This is a genomic window from Microbacterium sp. ARD32 (assembly GCF_031844385.1).
GTDB lineage: Bacteria > Actinomycetota > Actinomycetes > Actinomycetales > Microbacteriaceae > Microbacterium.
Genome location: NZ_JAUZVD010000002.1, coordinates 552,307 through 569,993, shown reverse-complemented (window position 1 = coordinate 569,993; position 17,687 = coordinate 552,307). Strand labels below are relative to the sequence as shown.

Genomic DNA, 17,687 nt, shown 5'->3' with positions numbered 1-17,687 from the left:
AGGAGAACCATGCGCATTCGCACCCCTCACCCCGTCGCCGGAGGTGCTCTGATCGCGATCGGAGCAGCCCTGGTGCTCACCGGCTGCACCCCGTCGTCCGCTCCCCCGACGGCCGACGCGGACTCCCCCGCCCTCGGCATCCCCGATGACGACTACTCGCTCGACGCGCTCATCGACGCCGCGAAGAAGGAGGACCCGATCGTCGTCTACGACGTGACGGGCAAGGTGGTCGACACCGCCAAGGCCTTCACGGCGAAGTACGGGATCAAGGCCACCGGCGTGAAGGCGAAGGCCAACGAGCAGCAGGAGATCATGACGCGGGAGGCTCAGAGCGGAAACGTGCAGGGCGATGTCTACCTCATGACCGACGAGCCCGCCGTCAGCGGGGAGCTGATCCCCTCCGGCGCCGCCGTCAGCTGGTTCCCTCCGTCCGGCTTCGACGAGGTGCCCGAGCGGTATCGTTCGCCGCTGGCGGTCAGCACCGAGATCGACGCGTGGACGTACAACACCGAGGTCTACGGCGAGAGCTGCCCGGTCGACAACATGTGGGCCCTCACCACCGACGAGTGGAAAGGGAAGGTCGCCCTGTCCGATCCCCTGCTGCGCGCCGACTTCCTGTACTGGGTGAACCAGATGCAGACGCACGCGGACGACAAGGTGGCCGCCGCCTACCAGGACCAGTTCGGCACGGCGATCGACACCTCGAAGCAGAGCGCGTCCGCACAGTGGCTCGAGGCGCTCGCCGGCAACAAGCCGATCATCAAACAGTCCGGCGGAGACGTGGCCGAGGCGATCGGCGCATCCGGGCAGACCGCGCCGCCGGTCGGAATGGTGAGTACCGCCGAGTACCGCTCCAACGCGGACTCCGGTTACCACCTGGGACTGTGCACGGACCTCATGCCGTGGCTGGGCCGCTCCTACGCGAAGTCCGCAGTGATCGCCACCGGCACCGACAGCCCGAACGCCGCGAAGCTGTTCATCCAGTACATGCTGACCGAGGAGGGCATCGCCCCGCAGCTGATCGATGGCAAGTTCTCCACGAACGCCGCAATCGCCCCGTCGGATGCCGAGCCGTCCGGCATCGCCGATCTGCTCGACCAGGTCTTCGACCCGGATCCCGCCACGGCTGCGGACGACTACGACGCGCTCCCGGAGTGGCAGGACGCCTGGACCGTCTCCAGCCACTGACAGACGGCGCAGAGCCACGAAGCGGCGGCATCCTCCCGGATGCCGCCGCTTCTGTCGTGGGCGAAGGCGGTCAGGCCGCGGGCTCGACCTGCACGGTGCGCCGCTCGACGGCGGAGCGCTGGGCGGCATCCGCCAGCAGCAGCGCCGCACGCCCGTCCTCGAACGTCGGCGAGGAGGACTGCTCCCCCCGCACCAGTCGGACGAAGGCATGCAGCTCATCGACGTAGGCCTGGGCGTAGCGCTCCAGGAAGAAGTCCTGGTACGGCGGCTTCGCCTCGACGGCCTGCGCCGTGGACAGGCTGATCAGGCTCGTCGGGGCGTTCGCCACCGACAGCGACCCCAGCGGCCCGAACGCCTCCAGCCGCTGGTCGTAGCCGACCGCGCTGTGCCGGGAGTTGATGATGGTCGCGATCGCACCGGATGCCGCCCGCAGCGTCACCACGGCGGTGTCGAAGTCGCCGTGCTCGCGCGCCCCGTCGTCGAACACCGCGGACCCGGTCGCGGACACCTCGACGACGTCGTCGAGGAAGAAGCGCGCCATGTCGAAGTCGTGGATCGTCATGTCGCGGAAGATCCCGCCCGAGACCGCGATGTAGTCGGCCGGCGGCGCGGACGGGTCGCGGCTGATGATCGTCAGCTGCTCCAAGCCGCCGATCTCCCCGGCTGCCACCCTGGCGCGCACGCCCGCGAAGCCCGGATCGAAGCGGCGGTTGAAGCCGAGCGCCACCGGCACGCCGGAGGAGCGCACCGCATCGCGCAGCGCGTCGACGCGCGTGATGTCCAGATCGATCGGCTTCTCGCACAGGACAGGGAGGCCGAGCTCGATTGACCGGGCGATCAGCTCCACGTGCGTCGGAGTGGGCGAGGCCACCAGTACAGCGTCGATCCCGCCCGAGCCGAGCAGCTCCTCGGGATCGGCCGTGGCCGTGCCGCCGAATGTCTCGGCAACCCGGCGAGCGCCCTCGATGAAGGGGTCGGCGATCCAGGCCAGGCTCGCCTCCTCGCTGCGGGCGATGTTGGCCGCGTGCACCTGGCCGATGCGGCCGGTTCCGATCAGGCCGAAGCGAAGCGTCATGGGGTTCCTGCTCTCTCGTGAGGATCTCAAAGCCAGGGCCGCAGCGCGTCGCGGTTGACGCGCTGATCGGCGGTGCGCTCCCGCAGGAACGCGTCGATCGCCACATCGGGCCCGTTCAGCACGTCCTGCTCCACGACCACCCAGCCGTTGAAGCCGGCATCCGCCAGCGGGTCCATCACGGCGGCGAGGTCGACGTCGCCGCGGCCCAGCGCCACGAAGGCGCCGCCCGACCACACCTCGGCCATGCCGCCGCCGGCGGCGAGCACCTCGTCGACGCGGGCGCGATCGACATCCTTGAGGTGCAGATGGTTGATGCGCCCGCTCCAGCGGGCGACGGCGTCGACGGGGTCACCGCCGGCCAGCACGAGGTGGCCGACGTCGAAGGTCAGGTCCACGTCGCTGTGCGCGAGGAAGTCATCGATCTCGTCGGGCGACTCCACGAAGGTGCCCGCGTGGTGGTGGAAGGTGGGCTCGAAGCCGGCCTCGCGCACGATGGCCGCCGCCCGCTCCACGTTGCGGTGCAGCCGGGTGGCGACGTCCGCGCCGAGCGGGTCGGCGGTGGCACCGCGTCCCGGCGCCGCCGTCCGCGCCGCCGAGCCGCTGTCGGCGAGCGTGGGAAGCGGAAGCCGCGCCGGTGCCGCCTCGGCGGCATCCGTGAAGACGCGCAGGGCATCGTGCAGGACGGGAAGTGATGCCGTGAACGCGTCGTCGTCGCTGAACGGAAGCTGCACCCAGCCGCCGGCGAGGTCCAGCTCGAAGCGGGCCAGGCGCGCGCGCAGCCCGGCACCGCGCCCGAGGAACCCGACCGGACCGAGGTCGATCCCGCGGTATCCGGTCTGCTGCAGCGCCTCGCACATGGCATCCGGCGACACCGTCTCGGCGCCCTCGGGCGTGAGCTCGAACACGCCGAAGCTCACCGGGGCGCCGGCCACCGTGCCCTTCACGAGCGCGCTCCCTCATCCGTCGCCGCGGCCGGCGATCCCAGCAGCGGCCGCTGCGCGGCCCGCTGCGTCTCGTACTCGGCGCGCGAGCGCCGCGTGGACTCCAGCTGCGAGGTCTGCGCGACCGGCACGTCCCACCAGCCCTCGCCGTCCGGTGCATAGCGCAGCGGATCGCTGTTGATGTGGATGAACGTCGAGCGATCGGATGCCTTGGCCCGCGCGATCGCGCGACCCAGGTCGGCGATCGCGTCGGCGGTCGGTGCGACCTCGATCACGTCCAGTCCGTAGCTGCGCGCGTTCATCGCCAGGTCCACCGGGAGCACGTCGTCGCCCTGGAAGTCGTCGGTGCGGCCGTCGTACATCCGGTACTTCGTGCCGAACCTGCCGGATCCGACCGTCTCGGACAGGTGGCCGATGGAGGCGAAGCCGTGGTTCTGCACCAGGATGACGATGATCTTGATGCCCTCGGCGACAGCCGTGACCAGCTCGCTGCTGAGCATGAGGTACGACCCGTCGCCGACCATCACGATCACATCGCGCTCGTCTCCGTCGGCGAGCAGGCCGCGCTTGGCGCCCAGGCCGCCGGCGATCTCGTATCCCATGCACGAGAACGCGTACTCGACGTGGTAGCCGAGCGGATCGCGCACGCGCCACAGCTTGTGCAGGTCGCCGGGCAGGGATCCCGCGGCCTGCACGATGACATCCTCGGGGGCGGTGGCGGCCTGCACGGCGCCGATGATCTCGGCCTGCCCGGGCAGCGCGAGGCCCGACGGAGCGAACGCCTGGTCGACGGTCGCGTCCCACGCGGCCTTCTCGCGCGCGACGGTGCCGGCATGCTCGGCATCCACCTGCCAGCCGCCCAGCGCCGCGCGCAGCGCGGTCAGCGTCTCGCGCGCGTCGGCGATCACCGGCAGCTGCGTGCCGTGCTTGTACGCGTCGAAGGGCGCGATGTTGATGTTCACGAAGGCGACGTCCGGATGCTGGAAGGCCGTCCGCGACGCCGTGGTGAAGTCGCTGTAGCGGGTGCCGACGCCGATCACCGCGTCGGCCCGCGCGGCGAGCCGGTTCGCCGCCGTGCTGCCGGTCGCGCCGATCCCGCCCACGTACTGCGGGTGGTCCCAGTCGAGGGCGCCACCACCGGCCTGCGTCGTGGCGACGGGGATGCCGGTGGCCTCGGCCAGCTCACGCAGCCGCTGCTCGGCTCCGGAGTACAGCACGCCGCCGCCGGCGACGATCAGCGGGCGGCGCGCGGCACGCAGCGCGTCGACTGCGCGCGCGAGAGGCCCCGCCTCGGGCTGCGGGCGGCGCACATGCCACTCGCGATCCTGCAGGAACTCGACGGGCACGTCGAGCGCCTCGGCCTGCACATCCTCGGGCAGCGCGATGGTCACCGCACCGGTCTCGGCGGGGTCGGTGAGCACGCGCATCGCGGCGAGCGCGATGGAGAAGAGCTGCTCGGGCCGCTGCACCCGGTCGAAGAAGCGCGACACCGGCCGGAACGCGTCGGTCACCTGCAGCCCGGTGTCGTGCGGATGCTCCAGCTGCTGCAGCACCGGATCGGTGGTCCTGGTGGCGAACGTGTCGCTGGGAAGCAGCAGCGCGGGAAGGCGGTTGGAGGTGGCCAGCGCCGCGCCCGTGATCATGTTGGCGGCTCCGGGGCCGACGGATGCCGCGCACGCGTAGGTGCCCCGCCGACGGTGCATGCGCGCGTAGCCGACGGCCTGATGCACCATCGCCTGCTCGTTGCGCGCCTGACGGTACGGCATCAGGCCGGGTTCCTCGGAGTGCAGCTGAGCGAGCGCTTGCCCCACCCCCGCCACGTTGCCGTGGCCGAAGATGCCGAAGACGCCGGCGATCGTGCGCTCGCGGTGCATGCCGTCGACCGTCCACTGATGCGCCAGGAACTCGACCAGGGCCTGGCCCACCGTCATCCGTCTCGTCGCGGTCATCGCTGCACTTCTCCTTCATCCCGGTAGGGAAGCCGGGGGTCGATGATCTGATCGTCCCAGGCGGCGCGCACCCACGCGTGCGCGGGATCGTCGCTGATGAGCCAGGCCCGCTCGGGATCGGGGCCGGCCATGACATTGAGATAGTAGAGGTCGTAGCCCGGCGCGGCGACGGCCGGGCCGTGATACCCGAACGGCACCAGCGCGATGTCGCCGGTGCGCACCCTGGCGTCGATCTCGATCTCGCCGGCCGGCGAGGAGTACGTCGAGAACACGCCGAACGAGTCATCTCGCACGGGCGGTTCACCGCCGACGTGCGCATCGCGGCTGCGGGAGGATTCGAAGTAGTAGATCTCCTCGAGCTTGGACTCGTGTCCCGGCACGCTCTCGTCGTGCTTGTGAGGCGGGTACGACGACCAGTTGCCGCCGGGGGTGATGACCTCGCACACGATCAGCCGCACGGCATCCAGCGCCTCCGGCGTGCCGAAGTTGTGCACCTGCCGGCTGGAGCTGCCCGCGCCGCGGAGCTCGACGGGAACCGCCTCCGGCCGGAGGTGGCGCCACGGCCGCACCTCGCGGGTGGGCGCCTCGGCCACGGCGACGCGACCCGCGCCGCGCATGCGGGCCGTCGCACCGCTGGGCAGGTACAGCACGTCGGTCGGTCCGTGGAACACCGAGCGGCGTCCGCGCAGCACTGTTGTGGCGGCACCGGGATGGCCCTCGTGCACGACCGTGAACGACCCGCTCAGCGGAACGACGATCCGCTCCACGCCGGGATCGTCCAGGGTCAGCGCATCCCCATCCCCGATCTCGGCGATGCGGATGCCCGTGTGCTGCCATCCGGGCTGCCGGCCGTCGACGACGCTCTCCCAGCCGTCACGGGAGAGGTCGCCTCGGCGATGGAACCAGCGCTGACCGCTCATGTTCACCTGCTCACTGGTTCTGCGGGAATCCGAGGTTGATGCCGCCGTGCTCGGCGTCGCCGCGCCGGGCCGGGTCGGTCCAGCGCGAGGTCACCGCCTTCTCGCGGGTGAAGAACTCGAAGCCGTGCGGACCGTAGGCCTTCGCGTCGCCGAACAGGGACTGCTTCCACCCGCCGAAGGAGTGATAGGCCACCGGCACGGGGATCGGCACGTTGATGCCGATCATGCCCACCTGCACCTCGTGCTGGAACCGGCGCGCCGCGCCGCCGTCGTTGGTGAAGATCGAGGTGCCGTTGCCGAACCGCCCGGAGTTGATCAGCTCGACGCCCTCCTGGAAGCTGCGGATGCGAATCACCTGCAGCACGGGTCCGAAGATCTCCTCGGTGTACGCCTTGGAGTGCAGCGGCAGCTCGTCGATCAGCGTCGGGCCGAAGAAGAAGCCGCCTTCGCAGCCCTCCACCCGGTAATCGCGTCCGTCCACGACGATGCGTGCGCCGTCGGCCTCGGCCAGGTCGATGTACGAGGACACCTTGTCGCGGTGCGCGCCGGTGATCAGCGGGCCCATGTCCGGCTCGACGCCGTTCTCCCCGGCCCCGGCGCCGACCTTCAGCCGCCCGATGCGCTCGGAGATCTTCTCGATCAGCTCGTCGGCCACCGGCTCGACGGCCAGCACCACCGAGATGGCCATGCACCGCTCACCGGCGGCGCCGTAGCCGGCGTTGACGGCCTGGTCCGCGACGAGATCGAGGTCGGCGTCGGGCAGCACGAGCATGTGGTTCTTCGCGCCACCCAGAGCCTGCACGCGCTTGCCGCTGCGAGAGGCCTCTTCGTAGATGTACTGTGCGATGGGCGTGGATCCCACGAACGAGATCGCCTGCACCCGAGGGTCGGTGAGCAGGCCGTCGACGGCGAGCTTGTCGCCCTGGAGCACGGTGAACACGCCGTCCGGCAGGCCGGCCTCGGCCCACAGCCGTGCCATCCACAGCGCGGCGGAGGGGTCCTTCTCACTCGGCTTGAGGATGACGGCGTTGCCGGCGGCGATCGCGACCGGGAAGAACCACATCGGCACCATGGCGGGGAAGTTGAACGGACTGATGATGCCCACCACGCCCAGCGCCTGCTTGATCGAGTAGACGTCGATGCCGGTGGAGGCGTTCTCGCTGAACTCGCCCTTGGTCAGGTGCGGGAATCCGCAGGCGAGCTCGACCACCTCCTGCCCGCGCAGGATCTCGCCCATCGCATCGGAGAGCACCTTGCCGTGCTCGGACGTGATGATGGCCGCGAGCTCGTCGCGTCGCGCGTTGAGCAGCTCGCGGAACGCGAACATCACCGTCTGCCGCTTCGCGATCGAGTAGCGGGACCACTCCTCGAAGCCGCGCTGCGCGGTGCTGATAGCCTGCTCGATGACGGCCTCGTCGGCGAGGGCGAGCCGACTGGTGACCTCGCCCGTCGCCGGGTTGAACACGGGTGCGGTGCGGGCGCCCTCCGGCACCCGCTCCTCGCCCTGGATCCAGTGTCCGGTGGTGCGCAGTGCGGTGTCTGTGATCGTCATACTCTCTCCTTCAGTGTGTGCTCGCCGAAGCTGTCGGCGGAGGGTGCTGACGCGGATGCAGGATGGACCAGGCGCGCCGCCGCGTCGACGGCTCCCCAGACGTCGCCGTCGGCGGGGAACAGCAGGGTCCGTCCCACCGTCAGCCCGCGGACGCCCGGGAGGGCGAGGGCGTGCTCCCAGGAGGCGAAGCGCGCGTCGGCATCGCCGCCGTCGTCGCCGCCCAGCAGCAGCGTGGGAAGCGTCGTGGCGGCCATGACGCGCTCCATGTCGGCCACCACCGGGATCTTCAGCCAGGTGAACGAGCTGTCCGCGCCGAGCGCCGACGCGATCGAGATCGAGCGGATCACCGCGCCGGCGCTGAGGTCGTTGACCACGCGACCGTCCGTCCGGACGCTCATGAACGGCTCGAGCATGATGGGCAGGCGCGCGGCGGCGGTGGCGGTCACGGCATCCGCCGTCGCGGCCAGCGTGCGCACGGTGGCCGGATCCTCGAGATCCATGCGGATCAGCGCCTTGGCGAAGTCGAGTCCGCGGTCGATCATGCTGTCGACGTCGTACGCGGTGCGGCGATCATCCATCTCGAAGGATGCGCCCTGCAGGCCCCCTCGGTTCATGGAGCCGACGACGACCTTGTCGTCGAGCAGGCCGAGCACGGCGAGGTCGTCGATGATGTCGGCGGTGGCGAGCACGCCGTCAACGCCGGGATGACTGAGGGCCGTCGCCAGCCGCTCCAGCAGCGTGTACCGATCGGCCATCGCCATGCTGTCCGTGCCCACGCCCAGTGCACCTCGCGCGGGATGGTCGGCGGCGACGATGAACAGCCGGCCGTCGCCGCGCAGCACCGGGCGGCGGCGGCGCGAGCGCAGCGCCGACGAGAGCGACTCCGGCTCGCCGGCCCGCGTGTCGCGCAGCCGGGCGAACTCGTGCGGTGTGATCGCGGGCATCTCAGGCTCCCTGCAGCAGTGCGTTGACTTCGGAGGCGTCGGGCATCGCCGTCGAGCACTCCCGGCGACCGGCGACGAACGCGCCGGCGGCGTTGGCGAAGGTGATCGTCCGCTCCAGGCTCCACCCTTCGAGCAGACCGTGACACAGTGCCCCGCCGAAGGCGTCGCCTGCGCCGAGGCCGTTGACGACGTCGACGTGGCGGACGGGAACCTCCACGATCTCCTCGCGGGTTCTGGCCAGCACGCCCCTGGGCCCCTGCTTGACCACCGCCAGCTCGACGCCGCGCTCGAGCAGGGCATCCGCCGCGCGCAGCGGCTCGTCCTCGCCGACCGCCACGCGGCACTCCTCCCTGTTGCCGACCGCGACGGTCACCTGGCCGAGCACCTTCTCGAGCTGCGCCGTCGCGTCGGAGGCGCGCTCCCAGAACATCGGGCGGTAGTCGAGGTCGAGGATGGTCTGCCGGGTGCGGTCCCGCACGTCGAGGGCCCGCAGGTGCGCCGCCCGGCTGGGCTCATCGCTGAGGCCGGATGCCGTGACCCAGAGGATGCGGGCATCGCGCACCGCCTGCAGGTCGAGCTGCGCGGTGTCGATGTTCATGTCGGGAGCCTTCGGATCGCGGTAGAAGTACAGCGGGAAGTCGTCCGGCGGGTAGATCTCACAGAACGTGATCGGCGTCTTCAGCTGAGGATCCGTGGAAACCAGACGATCGTCCACACCCAGCCGCCGCAGCTCGCGGCGCACGTACCGACCGAACGGATCGTCGCCGACGCGCGAGATCAGGGCGACGTCGTGCCCGTACCGCGCGTTCGCCACCGCCACGTTCCCGGCGGTGCCGCCGAGGTACTTGCCGAAGGTGCTCACATCCTCCAGGCCCACACCGCTCTGAAGCGGATAGAGGTCCACGCCGAGCCGTCCCATCACGAGAACCTCAGGACTGTCGCCCATCATCACGCTCCATTGCCATTGCCGATCTTTGTCCTGACAATATCACATACAATCGTTCGGGCGGCAAGTCCTGCGGGTCGATTCCCTTCGCATCCCCGGTTTCGGGCGGCATGGCGATACGATTGTCCTGACAAATCAGGACGCAGGGTCCGTAGACGGAGGGGAAGCCGCATGGCGAGCGACGAGACGGTCTGGCCCGACGAGTTGTTCCGCGATCTGGATCGGTCCGGCCCCGTGCCGCTGTACTTCCAGGTGTCGCGTCGGCTCGAAGGCGCCATCCAGTCCGGGCAGATACCCCCCGGTGCCAGGCTCGAGAACGAGATCGAGATCGGCAGACGACTGGGGCTGTCCCGCCCGACCGTCCGGCGCGCCATCCAGGAGGTCGTCGACAAGGGCCTGCTCGTCCGTCGGCGCGGCATCGGCACTCAGGTCGTGCAGGGACAGGTCACCCGGCAGGTGGAGCTGACCAGCCTGTACGAGGACCTGCGCAGCACGAAGCACGAGCCCACGACGCACGTGCTCGCTCATGATCTGCGTCCCGCCACCGAGGAGATCGCGCAGCACCTCGGCGTCGCCGTCGGGTCGCCGGTGCTCTATCTGCGACGACTGCGGAGCACTGACGGCATCCCGGTCGCCGTGATGGAGAACTACCTGCCGGAGCCGCTGTCGGACATCTCCCGTGAACTGCTCGAGGAACAGGGCCTCTACGGCATTCTGCGCAGCCGCGGCGTGACCATCCGGGTGGCCACCCAGCGCATCGGCGCACGCAGCGAGCACGGCGACGAGGCGGGACTGCTCGATGTCCCCCCCGGCAGTCCGCTGCTGACCATGCAGCGCACCGCGTACGACGCCGCCGGCAGCGCGGTCGAGTTCGGCGTGCACTGCTATCGGCCCGACATGTACAGCTTCCAGACCACTCTCGTCGCCAAGTGACGCGAGCAGCGGACAGCGAGACGGCGGGCGCACGGAGCGAATCCGCCCGCCCGCCGTCTCGACGGGACTAGCTGCACATCTAGCGCTTGTCGGCCAGGCAGCTGGAGAGCTCCTCGGCCGTGTAGAAGAAGCTGCCCTCGCTCATCGGCTCGCACGCCCCGCCGAACGCGGTCTCCTGCTCGTTGTACAGCATTCGCACGATGATGTCGTCGTCGGATGCCCCGCGGAAGACGTCCCACTGGATGTTGGCCGCCATCGGCGCGACCTGGGCGCCGCGCCACGGGTTATCGTCGTAGGTGAACAGCTGGTCGTCGGGCTGCTGCTTCGTACTGCCTGGCAGCTCGAGCAGGGCAGCCAGCGGCACGATCTCCTCCGCGTGGGCGAACCGGAACTCCGCCGCGGGCGCGTCCTCGCCTGCGGCCACCGCCTCGACGGAGCTCAGGAACGCGTCCACGAGCACGTGCGACATCCGGTACGTGACGTCGGATCCCTCGAAGGCGGGACCCTTCTTGTAGAAGTCGCCACCGTCGGAGAGCAGCGCGAACGGCGCGGCATCCTCGTCGGACATGTAGGCGCTCATGTCGACGTCGGCATCCTGAGCCATCCCCGGCGCGATCACGTAGAGCTCGTACACGTAGGAGCCGGCATCCACGACGCTCTCCAGGTGCTTCTTGCCCTTCCCGCTGTCGACCAGGTCGAACTCGCCGTCGTCGATCCGCTTGACGAACTCGGGGGTGAAGAGCTTGCCCACCACGTCGCGTGCGGCGGTGGCGATCTCGGGAACCTCCTCCAGCGCGTCCTCTGCGGACTCCAGCTGCTCCGAGTCCTCGTACTCGAGATACGCCGGATCGGAGTCGTGGAAGTACAGCAGCGCCTTGTCCTCGGCCTGCGGCTGGATCACAGATGCGAGGTCGGGGTCCTCCTGCTCCAGGCCGGCGACGAAGCTGTCTGCGCTGTCGACGGCACGGTCGACGCCGGACGAGACGATGCTGATCGGGTTGCCGTCGGCCACCGCGCTGTCGAACAGGGGCCGCATCCGGTCGACGACTCGACGGGCGATGCCCTTGTGCTCCTCCGCGCCACGGGCGCTCAGCGAGCCATAGCCGATCTTCTCGTGCACGGCGATGACCTTCTGCAGGTCGGCACCGAACTTCTCACCCAGCTCCGTCAGTCCGCCGTCCTTCTCGGCGATCTGCCACAGCTGCCACAGCAGGTCGTCGTACTTCTTGCTGGAGAGCAGCCGGGATCCGTGCCGCCCGACGTGCTCGACCAGCACCGGCTCATACCCCTCGGGAGCCTGCTGGTAGGTCGAGGCGTCCTGGAACGGCTCGTACACAGCCTTCGTGCCGAGAAGGTTGCCGTTCGTGCGCGCAGTCGGGCTGGGGCTGGGGTCGGGCGTGCCGGGATCCGCTTCCGCCGCAGGCGTCTGCACCGAGCACCCCGCAAGCGCGACACCCACCAGCATCACCGCCGCTGATCGTCCGAGCCTTCGCGATCGAGTGGACATGGGACTCCTGTTCTCCGCCTCAGCGGATCTGTGCGTCCGCCCGGACACAGCATCGTGCCCCGTGATACGAACGCTACATGTCAGGACAATAGGATGTCAGAAGTTTTCTGTCAAGAGATGCCGATGCGCATGACGAGCCCCGCCCGCGACCCACCGGGTCGAGGACGTGCGGCCAAGCGGGTCACCCCAGCGGGTCGGCGAGCAGGCGCTCGAACGCGGCGTCGGCGGCGCCGATCAGCAGCCGGTCGGCGCCGAGCGCGGCCGAGGACAGCTCCAGGCGCTCGGCGATCACGTCGAACGCGCGGCGTCGCACCTCGTCATCGAACGCGTCGCGGTCTGCGTCGCGGAGGATGCCGAGAAAGCCGCCCAGCACGATCATGGACGGGTTCAGCACGTTGGCGGCGTTGCCGAGAGTCGCGGCCAGGATGCGGCGCTGACGCCGCACCTCGACCGCCACCGCGGGGTCGGTCGCCGCGGCGAGCGCGGACTGCAGAGCGTCGTCATCCGCGGCGTCCAGACCCGCGACGTCGAGGAGCCGCTGGCGGTTGACCTCGTTCTCCAGGACCCCGCCCTCCACCCGGCGGTCGGCGGCGTCGGCCATGCTGGCGGCGGTCTGCCCCCACTCGCCGGCGTAGCCGCCCGCGCCGCCGATCAGCTGGCCGTGCAGCACGAGCCCCCCGCCGATGCCGCTCGCGCCGCCGTTGAGATACACCACGTCGCCGTGCTCGCGCGCCGCTCCGAACAGGCGCTCCGCCCTGGTTCCGTACGAGGCGTCGTTGCCGACCGCGACCGGAAGCGCGAGCGCCTGCCGCAGCGGACCGGCGATGTCGGCATCCTGCCAGCCCAGATGGGGCGCCAGCCGCACCACGCCGTCCTCCGCGCGCACGAGTCCGGGCACGGCGACGCCGGCGCCCACCAGACGGCATCCGCGCAGAGCATCCGACCGCCACCTCTCGACGGTGCGCGCGACGATGCCCACGACCTCGGCGACACCGGGCGAGGAGACGGCGATGCGCTCCCGCACGCGCACCGTGCCGCCGAGCGACACCGCGCCGATCTCGATCGCGTCGATCTCGGGGTTCACGCCGACGGCGATCACCTTGTCGCTCGCGGCGACGATGGGCGACGGGCGTCCCACCCGGCGAGTCGGATCCGGGTCGTGCTCGCACACGAGTCCGGCGTCGGTGAGCCGCGACACCAGGTCGGACACGGTGGAGCGGTTCAGCCCCGTCTCGGCCGTGATCACCGCGCGCGAGCGCGGTCCGCCATGGTGCACCAGACGCAGCACCGCGCCGAGGTTCGTGCGGCGCACCCCCTCCACGGTCGTCGCGCGCTCGCTCATCCCCTCAGATTACCGATCGCCGACGCCGACGCCGGTTCATCCGCGATCACTCGAACGACACCGACACCAGCCGGGCGTCGGCGCCGGTCACCTCGTGCACCGCGCCGGTCAGCTGCACGCTCGCCGGCGCCGTCGCGGAGCCGGGCAGCGCGCGGTGCGCGCGCGCCTTCTCGTTCGAGATGGCTCCTCCGGTGGTGGACGACAGGTCGGACTCCGGCGCCTGCGCCTCGGCGTGCGAGGCCGCCCACACCAGTACCTCGCCCGGCTCGACCACGCGCACCAGCCGGCGATCGCTGAACGCGAAGCGCGTGGCCGGAACGTCGAAGCGCACACGACGGCTCTCGCCCGGTGCCAGCTCGACGCGCGCGTAGCCGAGCAGCTGCGCCACCGGCCGCGTGACGCTCGCCACCGGGTCTCGCCCGTACAGCTGCACGACCTCGGCCGCGGCGGTTCCGCCGGTGTTGCGCACCGTGACCGCCGCCGTGAACCGGCCGTCGGTCGCCGCCTGCTCGGACACCTCGAGATCGTCGTAGGCGAAGGTGGTGTACGTCAGCCCGAAGCCGAACGGACGCAGCGGGGTGGGGTCGGTCGCCGTCACGTCCGACGGGCCGCCCAGGATCGGATGCAGGTAGCTGTACGGCTGCGAGCCCGACGAGCGCGGCAGGCTCACCGGCATCCGCCCCGACGGCGCCACCGCACCGGTGAGCACGTCGGCGATCGCCTCGCCGCCCGCCTCACCGGGGAAGAACGACTGCAGCACGGCCGCCGGTCGCGCGCCGTCGCCGTCGAGCGCCCAGTCGATCGCGTAGGGGCGCCCGGTCAGCAGCACCATCACGACGGGCGTGCCCGTCGCCGCCATCGCCTCGACCAGCTCGCGCTGCACGCCGGGCAGCTCCAGCGACTCGACGTCGTTGCCCTCGCCGACCGTCCCCCGGCCGAACAGCCCGGCCTGATCGCCGACGACCACCACTGCGACGTCGGCGTCCGCCACCGCCTCGACGGCGGCCGCGATGCCGGAGCGGTCATCGCCCTCCACCTCGCAGCCGGCGACGTGCACGATCTCGGCCTCGGGCAGCGCGGAGACCAGGGCCTCGCGCACCGTCGGGATCTCGAAGCCGAGCTCGTAGCCCGGGTGATGCGCCAGCACGTGGTTGGCGAACGAGTAGCACCCCTGCAGAGCGGCTGCGCGGTCGGCGTTCGGCCCCACCAGCGCGATGCGCTCGGCGGACGCCGCCAGCGGCAGCGCCCCGTCGTTGCTCAGCAGCACGAGCGACTCGGCCGCCAGCCGGCGGGCCGCGGCTCGATGCCGAGGCGTGTCGAGGTCGATCGTCGCGGGCGGCTCGTCGTCGAAGGCATCCGGCTCGAGCAGCCCCAGCTGCTCCTTCTGCAGCAGCACGCGGGTGACCGCGCGATCGAGGTACGCCTCGTCGAACACGCCGTCCCGCACGCGCCGCAGCAGCGGCTCGAGGTAGGCGTCACCGGAGGGCAGCTCCACGTCGATGCCGGCCGTGAGGGCCAGCTCGGCGGCCTCGCCCCGGTCGGCGGCCACCGCGTGCATGACCTCGAGGAACGCGACGGCGAAGTAGTCGGCCACCACCACCCCGTCGAAGCCGAGCCGCTCCCGCAGGATGCCGGTGAGCAGAGCGGGATCGGAGGCCACCGGCACCCCGTCGATCTCGGCGTAGCTGTTCATCACGCTGCGCACGTCGCCGTCGCGGATGGCCATCTCGAACGGCGGCAGGAACACATCCGCGACCTCGCGCGGCCCGGCGGAGACCGGAGCGTGGTTGCGCCCCGCCCGCGACGCGGAATAGCCGAGGAAGTGCTTGAGCGTGGCGTGCACCCCAGTCGACTGCAGACCCCGCACGTAGGCGGTGCCCACCGTGCCCACCAGATAAGGGTCCTCGCCGATGCACTCGTCGACCCGGCCCCAGCGCGGGTCGCGCACCACGTCCAACACCGGGGCCAGGCCCTGGTGCACCCCCAGTTCCCTCATCGACTCGCCGATCAGCGCGCCCATCTCGGCGACCAGCTCGGGGTCGAACGACGCACCCCAGGCCAGCGGCGTGGGGAACGTCGCGGCCTTCCAGGCGGCGAGCCCGGTGAGGCACTCCTCGTGCACGAGCGCGGGGATCCCGAGCCGTGTCTCGCTCTTCAGCCGGCGCTGCTCCCGCCACAGCCACGCCGCGCGGTCGGCCGGGTCGACCGGACGCGTGCCGTAGACGCGCGTGTAGTGGCCGATCCCGTGCCGGGTGATCTCGGCCAGGGCATCCGGACCGCCCTTCTCACCGGACATCTCGTTCTGCATCGGGGCGACGACCTCGCCGCCCTGGTCGAGCCAGTAGCCCACCAGCTGCGCGGCCTTCTCCTCGAGCGTCATCTCTGCCAGCAGCGCGCTCACCCGCGGCGAGGCCTGCGGGAAGGCGGGGATCTGCGAGGTCATGGCGGCCTTCTCCGTGATCGTGTCGTACGTCATCCCTCAGCCCTTCACCGCACCGGTCAGACCGCCCACGATGCGGCGCTCGAACAGGCTGAAGAAGACCAGGGCGGGCAGCATCGACAGCGAGGTGTACGCGAGCACGCGAGCCGTGTCCACCGAGTACTGCGAGGCGAAGTTCTGCACGCCCAGCGGCAGCGTGAACAGTCCCTGGTCGCTGAGGATGAACAGCGGCAGGATGTACCCGTTCCAGGCGCCGACGAAGGCCAGGATGCCGACGGTGATGACTCCGGGGAGGCTCAGCGGCACGACCATGCGCCAGAAGAAGCCCAGGCGCGAGGCGCCGTCGATGGATGCCGCCTCCTCCAGCTCCTTCGGTATCGCGCGCAGGAACGGCACCAGGATGATGATCGTGGTCGGCAGCGCGAAGGCGATCTGCGGAAGGATGATGCCCGCCAGGCTGTTGACCAGTCCGAGGTTGCGGATCAGGATGTACAGCGGCGTGATCGCCACGGTCACCGGGAACATCAGCCCGGCGGCGAACAGCGCGTACATGACGCCGCGTCCGCCGAAGTCGTAGCGCGCCAGCACGTAGCTGGCCATCACGCCGAGCACGACCGCGCCCGCCGTGGTGCCGACCGCCGAGATGGTGGAGTTGAGCATGGCCGTCCAGAACTCGGAGCTGGCCAGCACGTCGCCGTAGTTGCCGATCTGCCAGGGCGTCGGGAACCCGGAAGGATCGAGCGTGATCTGCGAGTTCGTGCGGAACCCGCCGATGATCACGTACAGCACCGGGGTGATGCAGACGGTGACCAGCACCAGCGCGACCAGGTAGACGGCGGGGCTGCCCCACTTCACGCCCGTCTCGCGCACGCGGCGAGGCCGCTTGGGTCCGATCGCCTGGATGGCGACCCGCGTGTTCAGACTCTCGGCGCTCACTTGCGCCTCCTTCCGCCGTCACCGGTCAGGGCGCCGTCGGTGTCGCGACGCAGCACGAAGCGCTGATAGATCAGGGCCACGATGAGGGTGATGATGAACAGCATCACCGCGACGGCGTTGCCGTAGCCGTAGCTGCCGGCCAGGTGGCCGTTCTGGTACATGTAGGTGGCCATGGTGGAGGTGCCGGCGGTCGCGGCGATGTACTGGCCCCAGATGATGTTGACGAGGTCGAACAGCTGCAGCGATCCGATGATCGACAGGAACGCCCAGATCCGGATCGTCGGCCCCAGCAGCGGCACCGTGATGCTCCACTGGATCTTCCAGAAGCCGGCGCCGTCGATGGCGGCGGCCTCGTAGAGCTCCTCGGGAATCGACTGCATGCCGGCGAGCATGAGGATCACCGCGAAGCCGAGGTACTTCCAGGTGATGATGATCATCAGCGACCACATGGCGATCGCCGGGTCGGCGATCCAGGACTGCTGCAGGAAGCCCAGGCCCCACTTCTCCAGCAGGGAGTTCAGTGCGCCGGCATCCTGCAGCATCAGGCTCCAGCCGATGCCGACGATGACCTCGGAGATCACGTACGGCACGAAGATCAGCACCCGGATGAGCGAGCGCCCGCGGATCTTCTGATTCAGCAGCAGGGCGAACAGGATCGCGATCGGGCCCTGCAGCAGCAGCGAGAGCACGACGATGATGCCGTTGTGCAGCACGGCCGCGCGGAAGGTCTCGTCCTCCCACATCATCCTGTAGTTGTCGAGTCCGATGAACTCGGTGGGCCAGCCGAAGCCGTTCCACTTGAAGAAGCCGTAGAACGCGGCCATCGCCACCGGCAGGATGACGAAGCCGACGAACATGATGAGCGCGGGTCCCGAGAGGAGCGCGATCTCGCCGCGCTTGCGCCAGTCGGCCCGCGGCGAGCGCCGCTCCGGGGCGGGCGTCGCGCCCGCCCCGGAGACGGTGTCCCTCTCAGGCACCGACGTGCTCTGCAGTGCCTGGGTGTCGTGCATGGTG

At 70.4% G+C, this 17,687-nt stretch carries 14 protein-coding genes; 2 read left to right on the top strand and 12 right to left on the bottom strand.

Going from position 1 to position 17,687, the window contains the following annotated elements:
- Nucleotides 1–9 precede the first annotated feature (9 nt).
- Entirely contained in the window at nucleotides 10–1,188 is a 1,179-nt protein-coding gene (locus Q9R19_RS10915; RefSeq protein ID WP_311256412.1) for an ABC transporter substrate-binding protein, read from the top strand.
- Between the two features lie 70 nt (nucleotides 1,189–1,258).
- On the opposite strand, the gene iolG is transcribed toward Q9R19_RS10915, so the two are convergent.
- The 7 genes from iolG to iolC are packed head-to-tail and all read right to left on the bottom strand — an operon-like array spanning nucleotide 1,259 to nucleotide 9,488.
- Nucleotides 1,259–2,263: an inositol 2-dehydrogenase gene (gene iolG / locus Q9R19_RS10910; RefSeq protein ID WP_311256411.1), complete on the bottom strand. Its 1,005-nt coding sequence runs from the start codon at nucleotides 2,261–2,263 to the stop codon at nucleotides 1,259–1,261.
- Between the two features lie 26 nt (nucleotides 2,264–2,289).
- On the bottom strand, nucleotides 2,290–3,207 hold the full coding sequence (locus tag Q9R19_RS10905; protein WP_311256410.1) for a sugar phosphate isomerase/epimerase: 918 nt from the start codon (nucleotides 3,205–3,207) through the stop codon (nucleotides 2,290–2,292).
- Nucleotides 3,204–5,153 carry a 3D-(3,5/4)-trihydroxycyclohexane-1,2-dione acylhydrolase (decyclizing) gene (gene iolD, locus Q9R19_RS10900; protein ID WP_311256409.1) on the bottom strand — a complete coding sequence of 650 codons (1,950 nt, stop codon included), beginning with the start codon at nucleotides 5,151–5,153 and terminating at the stop codon, nucleotides 3,204–3,206. The genes Q9R19_RS10905 and iolD overlap by 4 nt, the downstream gene beginning before the upstream one ends.
- On the bottom strand, nucleotides 5,150–6,073 hold the full coding sequence (gene iolB / locus Q9R19_RS10895; protein ID WP_311256408.1) for a 5-deoxy-glucuronate isomerase: 924 nt from the start codon (nucleotides 6,071–6,073) through the stop codon (nucleotides 5,150–5,152). The genes iolD and iolB overlap by 4 nt, the downstream gene beginning before the upstream one ends.
- A gap of 10 nt (nucleotides 6,074–6,083) precedes the next feature.
- On the bottom strand, nucleotides 6,084–7,625 hold the full coding sequence (locus tag Q9R19_RS10890; protein WP_311256407.1) for a CoA-acylating methylmalonate-semialdehyde dehydrogenase: 1,542 nt from the start codon (nucleotides 7,623–7,625) through the stop codon (nucleotides 6,084–6,086).
- Entirely contained in the window at nucleotides 7,622–8,569 is a 948-nt protein-coding gene (locus Q9R19_RS10885) for a deoxyribose-phosphate aldolase (protein ID WP_311256406.1), read from the bottom strand. The genes Q9R19_RS10890 and Q9R19_RS10885 overlap by 4 nt, the downstream gene beginning before the upstream one ends.
- Before the next feature lies 1 nt (nucleotide 8,570).
- A complete protein-coding gene (gene iolC, locus Q9R19_RS10880; protein ID WP_311256405.1) occupies nucleotides 8,571–9,488 on the bottom strand; it encodes a 5-dehydro-2-deoxygluconokinase in 918 nt (305 codons plus the stop codon).
- 198 nt (nucleotides 9,489–9,686) lie between these two features.
- Between iolC and Q9R19_RS10875 the strand changes: the two genes are divergently transcribed.
- A complete protein-coding gene (locus tag Q9R19_RS10875; protein ID WP_311256404.1) occupies nucleotides 9,687–10,448 on the top strand; it encodes a GntR family transcriptional regulator in 762 nt (253 codons plus the stop codon).
- 79 nt (nucleotides 10,449–10,527) lie between these two features.
- On the opposite strand, the gene Q9R19_RS10870 is transcribed toward Q9R19_RS10875, so the two are convergent.
- From Q9R19_RS10870 to Q9R19_RS10850, 5 genes are all read right to left on the bottom strand, one after another.
- Complete coding sequence (locus Q9R19_RS10870) at nucleotides 10,528–11,955, bottom strand: histidine-type phosphatase (RefSeq protein WP_311256403.1); 1,428 nt, start codon at nucleotides 11,953–11,955, stop codon at nucleotides 10,528–10,530.
- Nucleotides 11,956–12,136: 181 nt separating this feature from the next.
- Nucleotides 12,137–13,297: an ROK family transcriptional regulator gene (locus Q9R19_RS10865; protein WP_311256402.1), complete on the bottom strand. Its 1,161-nt coding sequence runs from the start codon at nucleotides 13,295–13,297 to the stop codon at nucleotides 12,137–12,139.
- Between the two features lie 46 nt (nucleotides 13,298–13,343).
- Nucleotides 13,344–15,740: a glycoside hydrolase family 3 N-terminal domain-containing protein gene (locus Q9R19_RS10860; RefSeq protein ID WP_311256539.1), complete on the bottom strand. Its 2,397-nt coding sequence runs from the start codon at nucleotides 15,738–15,740 to the stop codon at nucleotides 13,344–13,346.
- A gap of 36 nt (nucleotides 15,741–15,776) precedes the next feature.
- Nucleotides 15,777–16,673, bottom strand: a complete 897-nt coding sequence (locus tag Q9R19_RS10855) for a carbohydrate ABC transporter permease (RefSeq protein WP_396653478.1) — start codon at nucleotides 16,671–16,673, stop codon at nucleotides 15,777–15,779.
- Nucleotides 16,670–17,683: a sugar ABC transporter permease gene (locus tag Q9R19_RS10850; protein ID WP_311256401.1), complete on the bottom strand. Its 1,014-nt coding sequence runs from the start codon at nucleotides 17,681–17,683 to the stop codon at nucleotides 16,670–16,672. The genes Q9R19_RS10855 and Q9R19_RS10850 overlap by 4 nt, the downstream gene beginning before the upstream one ends.
- Nucleotides 17,684–17,687: the final 4 nt, after the last annotated feature.